Source organism: Streptomyces sp. MNU89 (assembly GCF_020982505.1).
Lineage (GTDB): Bacteria > Actinomycetota > Actinomycetes > Streptomycetales > Streptomycetaceae > Streptomyces > Streptomyces xinghaiensis.
This window is the reverse complement of the sequence record NZ_JAJKLL010000001.1, coordinates 180,375-193,135: the sequence shown is the minus strand read 5'-3', so window position 1 is coordinate 193,135 and position 12,761 is coordinate 180,375. Positions and strand designations below refer to the sequence as shown.

Below are 12,761 nucleotides of genomic sequence, written 5' to 3'. Positions count from 1 at the left end.
GTCAACCGGCGCCGGGTCCCCGGCCCGCCCGGCGCCGGCCCCGGCTCAGGCGGGCTGGGTCGCCGCGGCGATCCGCTCCTGGCGCAGCGCCTCGTACCAGCGGTCGTCGGTCGGCGGCAGCGCGTTCACGTCGAGGGCCAGCTTGAGCAGCAGATCGGCGATCTGCGGATTGCGGGCCAGCACCGGCCCGTGCATGTACGTACCGAAGACGGTGTCGTTGTACGCGCCCTCGGTGCCGTCGCCCGTGCCGTTGCCGTTGCCGAAGCGGACCCGGGCGAACGGGCGCGCCGTCGGGCCGAGGTGGGTGACGCCCTGGTGGTTCTCGAAACCCGTCAGCGGCGGCAGGTTCAGCCGGCCGTCGATGTCGGCCAGGACGTCGCCGACGCACCGGGCGGCCTCGCCCCGGGTGCTCACCACGTCCAGCAGACCGAGCCCCGGCTCCTTCTCGCCGAGGTCGTTGACGAACTCGTGGCCCAGGATCTGGTAGCCGGCGCAGACGGAGAAGACGATCGCGCCGTTGGCCACGGCCCGGCTCAGGCCGCCGTCGCGGCGCAGCCGCTCGGCCGCCAGCCGCTGCGGCCGGTCCTCACCGCCGCCGATCAGATAGATGTCGCCGGAGGTGGGCACCGGCTGGTCGCTGCGGACGTCCACGCGGGAGACCTCCAGGCCCCGCTGGCGGGCCCGCCGCTCCACCACCAGGACGTTGCCCTGGTCGCCGTACGTGCTCAGCAGGTCCGGGTAGATCCAGACCAGGCGCAGGCTGCTGTCGCTCATGCTCGCATTCCTCAAGGGGTTGGGGCGGGGTCAGTTGCCCACGCGGCGGCGGAGGTCCTGGAAGGCCGTGTAGTTGGCGATCACCTCGATGCGTCCGGGCGGCGCCTGCCCCACGGCCTCGTCGACGTTCTCGCAGACGCGGAAGTCGAGCCCCGCGACCTCCAGCCGTACGGCCAGGTCCAGCTTGCGGTCGCCGATGACGAAGATCGGGTGGCCGGCGAGCCGGCCGTAGTCGACGTCCCACAGCCAGGAGGTGTCGGTGCCGTCCGCGCCGCGGGCGTTGACGGAGAGGATCACGGGGGTGGGCGGCGGGTCGATGAGGGAGAAGGTCTCCAGCCAGCCGGCCGGGTTCTTGGCCAGCAGCAGCCGCAGGTCGCGGTTCTGGAACTGCACGACGTCGTAGCGGCCGGCGACCGCCTGCACCTCGTACATCCGCTCCAGCGCCACCTGCGGGGGGACCCCGAAGTGCGCGGCGACGGCGGCGGAGGTCGCGGCGTTGGCCTTGTTCGCCCGGCCGGGCAGCCGCAGCCGGATCGGCCAGGCCGAGCCGTGCGGGTCCACCACCTGGTCGCCGGCCAGCGCCCAGCTCGGCATCGGGCGGCGGAAGCCGCACTCGGAGCAGAACCAGTCGTCGGAGGGCCGCTGGAGCACACCGCCGCAGGACGGGCAGGACCAGGCGTCGTCCTTCCAGGCCTGGCCCGCCGCGACCCACACCACGTTGGGGGAGGAGGAGGCGGCCCAGGCGATCAGCGGGTCGTCGCAGTTGGCGATGACCGTCGCCTTGTTGCCGGCCAGGCCCTCGCGCCACTTCTCGGCGAGCATCCGGGTCTCGGCGGCGCGGTCGAGCTGGTCGCGGGAGAGGTTGAGCAGGGCGATGGCCTTCGGCGTGACGTCCCGCGCAACCCCGGCGAGGTACTTCTCGTCGACCTCGATGACGCCGAACCGGGCGTCCGAGCCGCCAGCCAGCGCCGAGGTGATGCCCGCGGGCATGTTCGCGCCCAGCGCGTTCGACACCACGGGGCCGCTGGCGCGCAGCGCCTCGGCGATCAGCCGGGTGGTGGTCGTCTTGCCGTTGGTGGCCGAGACCAGGATCACGTCCAGATGACCCGCCAGGCGGGCCAGCAGGTCCGGGTCGAGCCGAAGCGCGACCTTGCCGCCGATCACGGATCCGCTGCCGCGGCCCACCGCCCGTGATGCCGCTGCCGCGGCCCTTCCCGCCGTCACGGCCAGCTTGGCCCGCGGCGTCAGCGGGTCCGAGTTGCCTGCCATCGTCCTTGCTCCTCCTCGCATCCGGCGCCGCACCCCCGCCACCCGGCCGGCCGGGTGGAACGGCCCCCTCCGCGCCGAATCACCAGCCGGGAGGGATCGGTCGCCGCTCAGCCTATCGAGATCCGGGCGCGGCCCCGAACCTGCCACCCTTCTGCCACCTTGCTGTTACCCGCCGTCCCGGCCCGGACGGGCCCTCCGTACGCTGGCCGCCATGCGACATGGTGCGATTCCCGGCAGTTCGGGCTCCGCCCGGCCGGTGCGGCTGCTGGGGGACCCGGTGCTCCGTACGCCCTGTGCGGAGGTCACGTCCTTCGACGGGGAACTGGCCCGGCTGGTGGAGGACCTCTTCGCGAGCATGTACGCCGCCCGCGGCGTCGGCCTGGCGGCCAACCAGATCGGGGTGCCGCTGCGGGTGTTCGTCTACGACTGCCCGGACGACGAGGACCGCAGGCACCTCGGTCATGTGGTCAACCCCCGGCTGGTGGAGACCGGCGGGGTGGCGGTGACCGGCCCCGAGGGCTGTCTGTCGCTGCCCGGCGTCGAGGCCGGCACGAGCCGCCTCGACCACGCCGTCGTCGAGGGCCGGGACCGCACCGGCGCCCCGGTGCGGGTGACGGGCAGCGGGTTCTTCGCGCGCTGCCTCCAGCACGAGACGGACCATCTGGACGGCGGGCTCTATCTGGACCGGGTCGCGGGTCTGCGCCGCCGCCGGGCGCTGCGGGCGGTCCGGCGCGCGGCCTGGAACCGGGATCCGGACCGGGCCGCGGCACAGGCGGCGGTCCCGGCCGGGCCGGGTGACTGAGCGGCTCCGGGCGGCCGGTCCGTCAGAAGCCGGGCCCGCCCACCCGGTCGTCGGCCTCGGCCAGCTGCCCCCAGAGCAGATCGGCGAGGTGGCGCACCAAGTGGGCGCGGGGAGCGGGGCGTTCCCGCAGCCACCAGTCGCCGGCGGCGTGCATCATGCCGACGATGCCGTGCCCCCAGATCCGGGCCCGCTCGTCGCCGTCGTCGCCGAGGACGACCCGCTCGGCGATGACCTGGGCGAGCTCCTCGCCCATCCGGCGCAGCAGCGGTGCGGAGTGGCGGGTGTCGAAGCCCTGCTCGGAGCTGCTCGGCTCCTCGCCCGGGTGCATGAGGAAGCGGTAGACCTGCGGCCGGGACTCGATGGCCGCAAGATAGGTGTCGAGGGTGCGTTCGACGCGTTCGCGGCGGTCGGCCGCCGGGGCGTCGAGGGCGGCCCGGAGACCGGCGAGCAGCGCGTCGGTGTGCCGGACGGCCAGCGCCCGGTAGAGGCCGCTCTTGTCGCCGAAGTGCCGGTAGAGGATGGGTTTGGTGATCCCGGCCTCGGCGGCGATGGCGTTCATCGAGGCCCCGGGGCCGTCGCGCAGGACCACCCGGTCCGCGGCCTCCAGCAGTTCCTTGCGCCGGCGGCGGGCCGCCCGCTGCTGGTCTTCCCGCTGACTGGTCTCCATGGCGTCTCTCCCACCCCGTCCTTCCGGCTCGGTCCCCGCGACGCAACGTAACACTTCACCCGGGCGGGGACGGGACGGGCGACTGGGCTTGACAGGGTCTACCAGCCGGTAACAGGGTATAGTTACCGCAAGTAACAAGCAGGTGGAGGGGACATGGCAGAGTTCGCGCTCGATCTCGACGACGAGCAGAAGGCCGTCCGGGAGTGGATCCACGGTTTCGCCGCGGACGTGATGCGGCCGGCCGCGGCCGAGTGGGACGAACGCGAGGAGACCCCGTGGCCCGTCATCCAGGAGGCCGCCAAGATCGGCCTCTACTCGCTGGACTTCTACGCCCAGCAGTTCTTCGACCCGACCGGTCTCGGCATCGCCATGACGATGGAGGAGCTGTTCTGGGGTGATGCCGGCATCGGCCTCTCGATCGTCGGCACGGGCCTCGCCGCCGTCGGCGTGCTCGCCAACGGCACCGAGGAGCAGATCGGCACCTGGGTGCCCCAGATGTACGGGGACGCGGACGACGTGAAGGTCGCCGCCTTCTGCTCCTCCGAGCCGGACGCGGGCTCCGACGTCTCGGCCATGCGCACCCGCGCGGTCTACGACGAGGCCAAGGACGAGTGGGTGCTCAACGGCACCAAGACCTGGGCGACCAACGGCGGCATCGCCAACGTCCACGTCGTCGTGGCCGTCGTCGACCCGGAGCTGGGCTCCAAGGGCCACGCCTCCTTCATCGTCCCGCCGGGCACCAAGGGCCTCTCGCAGGGCCAGAAGTTCAAGAAGCACGGCATCCGCGCCTCGCACACGGCGGAGGTCGTCCTGGAGGACGTCCGGGTCCCCGGCAGCTGCCTGCTGGGCGGCAAGGAGAAGCTCGACGAGCGGCTGGCCCGCGCCCGCGAGCGCGCCAAGGGCGGCGGCGAGCGGGTGAAGAACGCGGCCATGGCCACCTTCGAGGCGTCCCGCCCGGCGGTCGGCGCCCAGGCGGTCGGCATCGCCCGCGCCGCGTACGAGGTCGCCCTCGACTACGCCAAGACCCGGGTGCAGTTCGGCCGCCCGATCATCGACAACCAGGGCATCGCCTTCCAGCTGGCCGACATGCGCACCCAGATCGACGCGGCCCGGCTGCTGGTCTGGCGGGCCTCCTGGATGGCGGCCTCCGGCAAGCCCTTCACCGCGGCCGAGGGCTCGATGTCGAAGCTCTACGCGGGCGAGGTCGCCAAGACCGTCACCGCCCAGGCCATGCAGATCCTCGGCGGCAACGGCTACACCCGGGAGTACCCGGTGGAGCGGATGCACCGCGACGCGGCGATCTACACGATCTTCGAGGGGACCAGCGAGATCCAGCGGCTGGTCATCGCCCGGACGCTGTCGGGGATGCCGATCCGCTGACGGATCGGCTCCGGCGGCGCGGCCGGCCGCGGGGTGTTCCGCGGCCCGGCCGGCCCGGGAGAGGGCTCAGGCCGCCCGGGTGATCTCCTCGCGGAGCGCGCGCCGCCACTCCGTGCGGAGCCGGTCGAGCTCCGCGAGATCGGCCGCCGACCACGAGGTGCGGCCCGCCACGAAAGCGCGGATCGCCGCGTTCGCGTGGTCGGCGGCCGGACGCGTGGGGACAGAGGGTCCAGGGGTAGACATGTCCCCCAGAATACGGTCCCGGTGTGACAACCGGTTCTCCACCGGTTTCCGGCCCGCGACCCCGCAAAGAGTTTCCCGGAGACCGGAACCTTTGCCCCGCCCCGGCCGTTCTCCAGAGTGAGGCCCCGCGTTCTCCCCCGTGCGCGGGGCCTCGCCATTGCCCGGAACCGGGTGCCGCGCCCCCCGGGGGGTGCGGTGTTTCACCTGGTCGGAGGCGGTGCGGAGTCCTGGTACGGATTGACCGGCTCGGGCACCGGGCGCACCATCTCCGCGTCGATCGCCACCTCACGGGACGCGGGCCCGGGGTGCCGGCGGCCGGTGACCCGCACCCAGGAGTCGGCGGGTGGCGGAACCGCCCCGCGGACCCTGATTTTCACCGCCCGCGAGTCCGCCGCACAGCAGCTGACCAGCAGTCGGGACAGAAACCACCCCCCGTCCGGTGCGGGTGTGACGAATCCCATGAGCGCCACCGTGCGGTCCTCCAGGCTCCGCGACCGGTCCTGCCGGGCGCGGAGCTGGAACTCGGTCAGCGTCAGCGGCACGGGCGACCCCTCGGGCAGCGGCGGGAAGTTCCGCACCGGCCCCTGGGCGGGCGCACCGGTCTCCCGGGCCGCGGTGTACGCGCCCAGTGCGGGCGGGGTGAAGAACAGCAGGCTGAGCGCGGGGAAGAAGAGCAGCCAGGCGATCCCCGGGCCCCGCGTGTGATCGTGGCCGTGGCCGCCGTCACCGCCGTGGCCGCCCGCCGGCGGCCGCCGGTCGTACGGGAAGCCGTCCCGGGCCGCCGCCACCAGCCCCAGCAGCACCAGGACGACTCCGGACGCCACGAGCGCCGGGCGCAGTCCCTCCTTCACGAACCGCAGGCAGACGTCCGTCAGCAGCGAGATGTGCAGCACCCCCGCGCCGGACAGGACCAGCAGCAGCACCTGGACGTTGCGCCTCACAGCAGCCACCACCCCGTCAGTGCGCTCGCGGCGACGGCCACGACGGCCGTCGCGGTCGAGAACCGGACGGCGAAGGCCCGGCCGAAGGTGCCGGACTGGAGCGCGATCAGCTTCAGGTCGACCATCGGCCCGACCACCATGAACGCCAGCCGGGCGGTGGGGGAGAAGCCGGTCAGCGACGCGGCGACGAAGGCGTCGGCCTCGGAGCAGACCGCCAGGACGACCGCCAGCGCGGCCAGGAAGAGCACCGACAGCCAGGCCGAGTCCGCGAACGCGTCGAGCACCGAGCGGGGCACCGCCACGTTGAAGGTCGCGGCGGCCATCGCGCCCAGCACCAGAAAGCCCCCGGCGTGCAGGAAGTCGTGCTGGAACCCGAGCCGGAACTCCTCCCAGCGGCCACGTCCCGGCCGGTGCCCGCCGCGGCGGGCCGGGAGCCGCAGCCACTCCTCGCGGCCCAGCCGCAGCCAGAGCCAGCCCATGACGGCCGAGACCAGCAGCGAGGCCAGCAGCCGGGCCGCCACCATCTCCGGCGAGCCGGGGAAGGCCACGGCCGTGGCGGTGAGTACGACCGGGTTGACCGCGGGCGCCGACAGCAGGAAGGCCAGCGCGGCGGCCGGCGTCACCCCGCGCCGGATGAGACTTCCGGCCACCGGTACGGAGGCGCACTCGCAGCCCGGCAGCACCATTCCGGCCGCGCTCGCCACCGGTACGGCCAGCGCGGGCCTCCGCGGCAGCATCCCGGTGAACCACCGCTCCGGCACGAAGGCGTTGATCGCCCCGGACAGGGCCGTGCCCAGCAGCAGGAAGGGCAGGGCCTGCACGGCGATGGCTACGCTCACCGTGCGCCACGCCTGTACCGCCGGATGGGTGGCCCACGGTGAGGCGGCGACGATCAGGACGACCGCCGCGGCCCAGCCCGCGAGGGTGGTGGTCCCGGGCAGCCGCCCGGCGAAGCCGGTGAGGGCGCGGCCCGCCGCGCCGCCCCGGAACGGGGGGTCGGGAAGTCTCGCGGCCGGGGGTGTGGACGGCGGTGGCTCCGGGCTCACCAGCTCTTCCGCGCTCTGCACACTGACCTCGAACGTCGGTGACGGGGGGTGCTCAGCGTAGTCACGGAGCGGAGCGGGACCGGGTGGTTCGGCCGGGTTTCAGCCGATCGGGGAGGGCTCCGTGCTGCTGTCCGGAGCCCGTCCGGCGGCCGGGGAACACCGGGGACGGCGGGGAGCGCGGGCGTTCCCGAGCCGGGCCACCATTGGCGTAAAACCGAATACGTTTTTGCCGCATAAGACGGCCGTGATGCGGTAGAAAGGTCATGTGCCCGTCCGGTGTGCATCCCCCGTCGCACCGGACGGGCCACTCTTGTGCCGGGCTCCTCGCGCACGGCCAGGCGCCCTCGCGGCGGTCCCGGAGGCCGTGGGCGGGTGATCGCGCCGCAGGCCCCGCGCGCCCGTGTCTTACGAATCCGTGACCACCGGGCGCGGAGCGGCCCACCGGGCGGTTCCGTCGCCTAGCGTCACGGTCATGCGCGTACTCGTCACCGGAGGAGCCGGGTTCATCGGCTCGCACATCGTCACCGCCCTGGCCGCCGCCGGGCACGAACCCGTCGTTCTGGACAGCCTGCATCCACGGGCCCACGCCGGCCGGCCGCCGGCCGGGAAGGCCCGCCTGGTCCGGGCCGACGTCCGGGACCGGGCCGCCGTCGCCGACGCCCTGCACGGCGTGTCGGCCGTCTGCCACCAGGCCGCGATGGTCGGACTGGGGAAGAACTTCGCCGACGCGCCCGAGTATGTGGGCTGCAACGACCTCGGCACGGCCGTCCTGCTGGACGCCATGGCGGCGGCGGGGGTGTCGCGGCTGGTGCTCGCCGGGTCGATGGTGGTCTACGGCGAGGGCCGCTACGACTGCCCCCGGCACGGGACCGTGCGCCCCGGCCCCCGCGAGCCGGCCGATCTCGGCGCCGGGCGCTTCGAATGCGCCTGCCCGGAGTGCGGTCTGCCGCTGGAGCCCGGACCGGTCACCGAGGACGCGCCGGCCGATCCGCGGAACGTCTACGCGGCGACCAAGCTGGCCCAGGAGCACCTCGCGGCCGCCTGGGCCCGGGCCACCGGCGGCAGGGCGGTCTCGCTGCGCTACCACAACGTCTACGGGCCGGGGATGCCGCGCGACACCCCCTACGCCGGGGTCGCCTCGCTGTTCCGCTCGGCCCTCGCCCGGGGGGAGGCGCCGCGGGTCTTCGAGGACGGCGGACAGCGGCGGGACTTCGTCCACGTCCGCGATGTCGCCGCCGCCAACCTCGCCGTACTGGCGGCCCTGCCCGGCCGCCCCGCGGGGACCTTCCGGGCCTACAACACGGGCAGCGGCACGCCCCGCACCATCGGGGAGACGGCCGCCGAGCTGGCCCGCGCCTGCGGCGGTCCGGAGCCGGTCGTCACGGGGGAGTACCGGCTGGGCGACGTGCGGCACATCACTGCCTCCTCGCAGCGGCTGATGACGGAGCTGGGCTGGCGGCCCGCGGTCGGGTTCGCCGAGGGGATGGCGGAGTTCGCCCGCGCGCCGCAGCGGGAGCCGGTCACGGCGGGGCGGCCGGCAGGGTGACCTCGAAGCGGCAGCCGCCGCGCACGTTGCGCACGGCGGCCCGGCCCGCGTGCGCCTCGACCAGGCCCCGGACGATGGCCAGGCCGAGGCCCGCGCCCGCCGGGGGCCCGTCGCCCGCGGGAGGGGTCCGGGCGTGGGTGCCGCGCCAGCCGGTGTCGAAGACCCGGGGGAGGTCCTCCTCCGGGATGCCGCCGCACCCGTCGGTGACGGAGAGCACCACGGAGGTGTCGTCGCTGCCGCGCCGCGCGGACACCGCGACCGTGCCGTCGGCCGGTGTCCGGCGGATGGCGTTGATCATGAGGTTGCCGAGGACGCGGGACATGGCCTGGGCGTCCACCTCGACGGCCACGGCCTCCTCCCGCTCGCCGACCAGCCGCACGCCGTGCTCCCGGGCCAGCGGGCTCACCCCGTCGAGCGCCTCGCCCACCAGTTCGGCGGCGGAGACCCGCACCGGGCTGAGCGGCAGCGCGCCGGCGTGGATGCGGGAGAGCTCGAAGAGGTCGCCGACCATGGCGTTGAGGCGGTCCACCTCGGTGCGGATCTGCCGGAAGAAGCGGTCCGGGTCGGCCGCCATGCCGTCCTCCAACGCCTCGGCCATGGCCCGCAGCCCGGCCAGCGGCGTGCGCAGATCGTGCGAGATCCAGGCGACCAGTTCCCGGCGGGAGGCCTCCAGGGCCCGCTCGCGCTCCCGGGAGGCCTCCAGCTTCTCGCTGGTGGCCGCCAGCTCGCGGACCAGCGCGTCGATCTCCGCCGTGCCCGGTGCCGCGGGCGGGACGAAGCCGCCGTCCTCGCCGAAGGAACGGGCGGCCAGCGTGAGGGCGTTGCTGCGGGCCACCACCCAGCGGCCGAGCAGGAGGGCGGTGGCCAGGGAGACCACGGCGGCCATGGCGCACACCGTGGTGACCACCCACAGGTCGTGCGGGGAGAGGAACATCGCCCAGGCCACGGCGAGGGTCCCGGCCAGCATGGCGGTCACCGCCACGGCGGCCACGACGGTCAGTGAGAGGGTGAGCGAGCGGTGGCGCAGCAGCCGCAGGGCGAGCGCGCCCGCCAGGCCGGCGGCGGCCGCGCCGAGGAAGGCGAACAGGGCGATCAGCAGGGTGTCGGTCACGGCCGGGTCCCGCTCTCCACCGGCGCCGGGTCCGGCGGCGGGGCGTCGAAGCGGTAGCCGACACCCCACACCGTGGTGATCAGGCGGGGCGCGGCCGGGTCGGCCTCGATCTTCCCGCGCAGCCGGCGGACGTGCACGGTGACGGTCGACAGATCGCCGAACTCCCAGCCCCAGACGGCCCGCATCAGCTCCTCCCGCCCGAACGCCTGTCCCGGGTGCCGCATCAGAAAGGCCAGCAGGTCGAACTCCCGTACGGTGAGCGACACTTCCGTGCCGTTCCGCACGACACGCCGTGCCGCCGGGTCCAGTCCGATCCCGGCGTGCGTCAGGGCCCGGCCGGGCGGCGGAACGCTGCCGGCGGTGCCGCGGCGGAGCACCGACCGCACCCGCAGGGCCAGTTCCCGTGGGCTGAAGGGCTTGGTCACATAGTCGTCCGCCCCCACCTCCAGGCCGAGGATCCGGTCGTCCTCCTCGCCGCGCGCCGTCAGCATGATGACGGGAACGGGGCCGCGTTCGCGCAGGCCCCGGCAGACGGCGAGCCCGTCCATGCCGGGGAGCATGAGGTCCAGGACGACGAGATCGGGCCAGCGGGCGTCCGCGCGGGCCAGGGCCGAGGGGCCGTCGGCCGCCCGGTCGACGACGTGGCCGTCGCGTTCGAGGTAGCCCGTGACGACCTCGGCGACGGTGGGGTCGTCGTCCACCACGAGGACCCGGGCTCCCGGTGAAGTCTGCTGCATGGGGCCAGACTCGCAGCCCGGGGCGGCGACCGGGAGCGGATGAGGGCCGCCGGGGGCCGATGTCCGGGTTTCGTAAGAAGTCAAAGTTCTATATGCCGCTTTTGTCTTCGTAGTGTGGTGGCCGTGACCGATTCGACAACGCCTGTAACCAGCCACCCGCGCGTGGACGTCGTGCTGCCCTGCCTGGACGAGGCGGAGGCCCTGCCCTGGGTCCTCGCCCGCATCCCGGCCGGCTGGCGGCCCCTGGTCGTGGACAACGGCTCCACCGACGGCTCGGCCGGCGTCGCCCGGGAGCACGGCGCCACGGTGGTGACGGAGTCCCGGCGCGGCTTCGGCGCCGCCTGCCACGCCGGACTGCTCGCCTCCGACGCCGACATCGTCTGCTTCTGCGACTGCGACGCCTCCCTCGACCCCGGCCTGCTGCCCGCCCTCGTGTCCCGGGTCACGGCCGGGGAGGCGGACCTGGTGCTCGGCCGCAGACGGCCGACCGGACGCGGGGCCTGGCCGCTCCACGCCCGGGCGGGCAACGCCGTCCTCGCCCGGATGATCCGCCGCCGCACCGGAGCCCGCCTGCGCGACCTCGGCCCCCTGCGGGCCGCGCGCCGGGAAGCCCTCCTCGGACTGGGCCTCACCGACCGGCGCAGCGGCTATCCGCTGCAGATGGTCGTACGGGCCGCCGACGCCGGCTGGCGGATCGCGGAACAGGACGTTCCCTACCGGCCCAGGACCGGCGCCTCGAAGGTGACCGGCACCTGGCGCGGCACGATCCACGCGGTCCGCGACATGCGCGCCGTCCTGCGGGAGCCCGCGCCGGAACACCGCGCCCCGGCGGCCGCGGGGGCGGGGAGCCGATGAGCCCGCCACAGGCCCCGACCACCCTGCTCGTCATCGCCAAGGAGCCGGTGCCCGGCCGCGTCAAGACCCGGCTGACACCGCACTACACCCCCGGCGAGGCCGCCCTGCTCGCCGCCGCGGCCCTCCGCGACACCCTGCGGACGGTGCTCGGCGCACCCGCCCGGCGGCGGGTCCTGGTGCTCGACGGCCGCACCGGACCGTGGCTGCCGCCCGGCATCGAGGTCGTGCCCCAGTGCGCGGGCGGGCTCGACGAACGGCTCGCCGCCGCCTTCGCCCACTGCGACGGCCCGGCCCTCCTCATCGGCATGGACACCCCGCAGGTCACCACCGGCCTGCTGGCCCCCGCCCTGGCGCCCGGTGCCTGGGAGGACTGCGACGCCTGGTTCGGGCCCGCCGAGGACGGCGGCTTCTGGGCCCTCGGCCTCGCCCGGCCCGAGCCGGAGCTGCTGCGCGGCGTCCCGATGTCCACGGCCGGGACCGGCGCCGCGCAGCGACGGAGGCTGACGGACGCCGGGCTGCGGGTCCGCGATCTGCCCGTGCTGCGCGATGTGGACTCCCCGGCGGACGCGGTCCTGGCGGCGGCCGCCGCACCGGGCGGCCACTTCGCCGGTGTCCTGGCCGGACTGCACCGGGCGCCCGTCCGATGAGCGCTCCGAACCCGGCCCCGGAGCCCCGTACGGACGCGTGGCACGCGGGACCGTACGACACCGCGCTCCGCTCCGGCGGCGGCCCGCTCTTCCTGCGCCGGGACGACGGCGGGCTCGTCCCGCTGGAGGTGGAGCGCTGGTGCTCGCGCGCCGACGCCGCCGACATGACCGTGCTGCGCCGCTGCGAGGGCTCCGTCCTCGACATCGGCTGCGGCCCCGGCCGGCTCGTCGCGGCCCTCACCCGGCTGGGGCGGCCCGGGCTCGGCATCGACCCCAGCCCGGCGGCCGTCGCGCGCACGGTGCGCGCGGGCGGCGCTGCGCTGCGCCGGTCGGTCTTCGACCGGCTGCCGGGTGACAGCCGGTGGGGCACGGCGCTGCTCATCGACGGCAACATCGGCATCGGCGGCGACCCCTCGGCGCTGCTGCGGCGGGTCGCGCAGATCGTCGCCCCCGGCGGGCTGCTGCTCGTCGAAACGGCGGGCACGGACGTCGACGAGCGCGCCTGGGTCCATCTGGACGACGGCGACGGGGCCCGGGGAGCCGTCTTCCCCTGGGCGCGGGTCGGCGGCCCCGCCCTGGCCCGCAGGGCGCGGGCCGAGGGGTGGCGCGTCACGGAGGAGTGGACCGCGTCCCACCGGCACTTCACCGCCCTGCGCCGCGCGCCCTGAACGACGCGGGACTCTCCCGCCTCCGGGACGACCGGGGCGGGAGGATCCCGTACGGCGGCGGGTCCGGCCCGTCCG

At 75.0% G+C, this 12,761-nt stretch carries 14 protein-coding genes; 6 read left to right on the top strand and 8 right to left on the bottom strand.

Annotated features, from left to right (window positions below; translation table 11 throughout):
- Positions 1-45: 45 nt before the first annotated feature.
- Entirely contained in the window at positions 46-774 is a 729-nt protein-coding gene (locus E4N63_RS00920; RefSeq protein WP_125624957.1) for a type 1 glutamine amidotransferase, read from the bottom strand.
- A gap of 30 nt (positions 775-804) precedes the next feature.
- The gene (locus E4N63_RS00915; RefSeq protein ID WP_125624955.1) at positions 805-2,043 is read right to left on the bottom strand and encodes a MurT ligase domain-containing protein; all 1,239 of its coding nucleotides are present in this window, start codon (positions 2,041-2,043) and stop codon (positions 805-807) included.
- Between the two features lie 211 nt (positions 2,044-2,254).
- On the opposite strand from E4N63_RS00915, the gene def reads away from it, so the two are divergent.
- The gene (gene def, locus E4N63_RS00910; protein WP_125624953.1) at positions 2,255-2,845 is read left to right on the top strand and encodes a peptide deformylase; all 591 of its coding nucleotides are present in this window, start codon (positions 2,255-2,257) and stop codon (positions 2,843-2,845) included.
- Positions 2,846-2,867: 22 nt separating this feature from the next.
- Here def and E4N63_RS00905 read toward each other — a convergent pair whose 3' ends face one another.
- Positions 2,868-3,512, bottom strand: coding sequence for a TetR family transcriptional regulator (locus E4N63_RS00905; RefSeq protein WP_230239652.1), 645 nt, complete (start codon positions 3,510-3,512; stop codon positions 2,868-2,870).
- 153 nt (positions 3,513-3,665) lie between these two features.
- On the opposite strand from E4N63_RS00905, the gene E4N63_RS00900 reads away from it, so the two are divergent.
- Positions 3,666-4,892 carry an acyl-CoA dehydrogenase family protein gene (locus E4N63_RS00900; RefSeq protein ID WP_125624951.1) on the top strand — a complete coding sequence of 409 codons (1,227 nt, stop codon included), beginning with the start codon at positions 3,666-3,668 and terminating at the stop codon, positions 4,890-4,892.
- 66 nt (positions 4,893-4,958) lie between these two features.
- Here the strand turns inward: E4N63_RS00900 and E4N63_RS00895 are convergent, their stop codons facing one another.
- The 3 genes from E4N63_RS00895 to E4N63_RS00885 all read right to left on the bottom strand — a co-directional run bounded on the left by E4N63_RS00895 (position 4,959) and on the right by E4N63_RS00885 (position 6,972).
- Positions 4,959-5,135: a hypothetical protein gene (locus tag E4N63_RS00895; RefSeq protein WP_167466214.1), complete on the bottom strand. Its 177-nt coding sequence runs from the start codon at positions 5,133-5,135 to the stop codon at positions 4,959-4,961.
- 200 nt (positions 5,136-5,335) lie between these two features.
- The gene (locus E4N63_RS00890; protein WP_308188622.1) at positions 5,336-6,085 is read right to left on the bottom strand and encodes a TIGR03943 family protein; all 750 of its coding nucleotides are present in this window, start codon (positions 6,083-6,085) and stop codon (positions 5,336-5,338) included.
- Positions 6,073-6,972, bottom strand: a complete 900-nt coding sequence (locus tag E4N63_RS00885) for a permease (RefSeq protein ID WP_374112855.1) — start codon at positions 6,970-6,972, stop codon at positions 6,073-6,075. Before E4N63_RS00885 ends, E4N63_RS00890 begins: the two co-directional genes overlap by 13 nt.
- A gap of 622 nt (positions 6,973-7,594) precedes the next feature.
- Here E4N63_RS00885 and E4N63_RS00880 point away from each other — a divergent pair.
- Positions 7,595-8,668 carry an NAD(P)-dependent oxidoreductase gene (locus tag E4N63_RS00880; protein WP_230239650.1) on the top strand — a complete coding sequence of 358 codons (1,074 nt, stop codon included), beginning with the start codon at positions 7,595-7,597 and terminating at the stop codon, positions 8,666-8,668.
- Here E4N63_RS00880 and E4N63_RS00875 read toward each other — a convergent pair.
- Positions 8,643-9,779, bottom strand: coding sequence for a sensor histidine kinase KdpD (locus E4N63_RS00875; protein WP_125624947.1), 1,137 nt, complete (start codon positions 9,777-9,779; stop codon positions 8,643-8,645). The two genes, E4N63_RS00880 and E4N63_RS00875, sit on opposite strands and share 26 nt — an antisense overlap.
- Positions 9,776-10,516 (bottom strand): response regulator transcription factor, encoded by a 741-nt coding sequence (locus E4N63_RS00870; RefSeq protein ID WP_125624945.1) that lies wholly within the window; start codon positions 10,514-10,516, stop codon positions 9,776-9,778. Before E4N63_RS00870 ends, E4N63_RS00875 begins: the two co-directional genes overlap by 4 nt.
- Positions 10,517-10,630: 114 nt before the next feature.
- Here E4N63_RS00870 and E4N63_RS00865 point away from each other — a divergent pair, with 114 nt between their 5' ends.
- The 3 genes from E4N63_RS00865 to E4N63_RS00855 are packed head-to-tail and all read left to right on the top strand — an operon-like array spanning position 10,631 to position 12,686.
- Positions 10,631-11,371, top strand: a complete 741-nt coding sequence (locus E4N63_RS00865) for a glycosyltransferase family 2 protein (RefSeq protein ID WP_125624943.1) — start codon at positions 10,631-10,633, stop codon at positions 11,369-11,371.
- Complete coding sequence (locus E4N63_RS00860) at positions 11,368-12,018, top strand: DUF2064 domain-containing protein (RefSeq protein ID WP_125624941.1); 651 nt, start codon at positions 11,368-11,370, stop codon at positions 12,016-12,018. Before E4N63_RS00865 ends, E4N63_RS00860 begins: the two co-directional genes overlap by 4 nt.
- The gene (locus E4N63_RS00855; protein WP_125624939.1) at positions 12,015-12,686 is read left to right on the top strand and encodes a class I SAM-dependent methyltransferase; all 672 of its coding nucleotides are present in this window, start codon (positions 12,015-12,017) and stop codon (positions 12,684-12,686) included. Before E4N63_RS00860 ends, E4N63_RS00855 begins: the two co-directional genes overlap by 4 nt.
- The last annotated feature ends 75 nt before the right edge of the window (positions 12,687-12,761 follow it).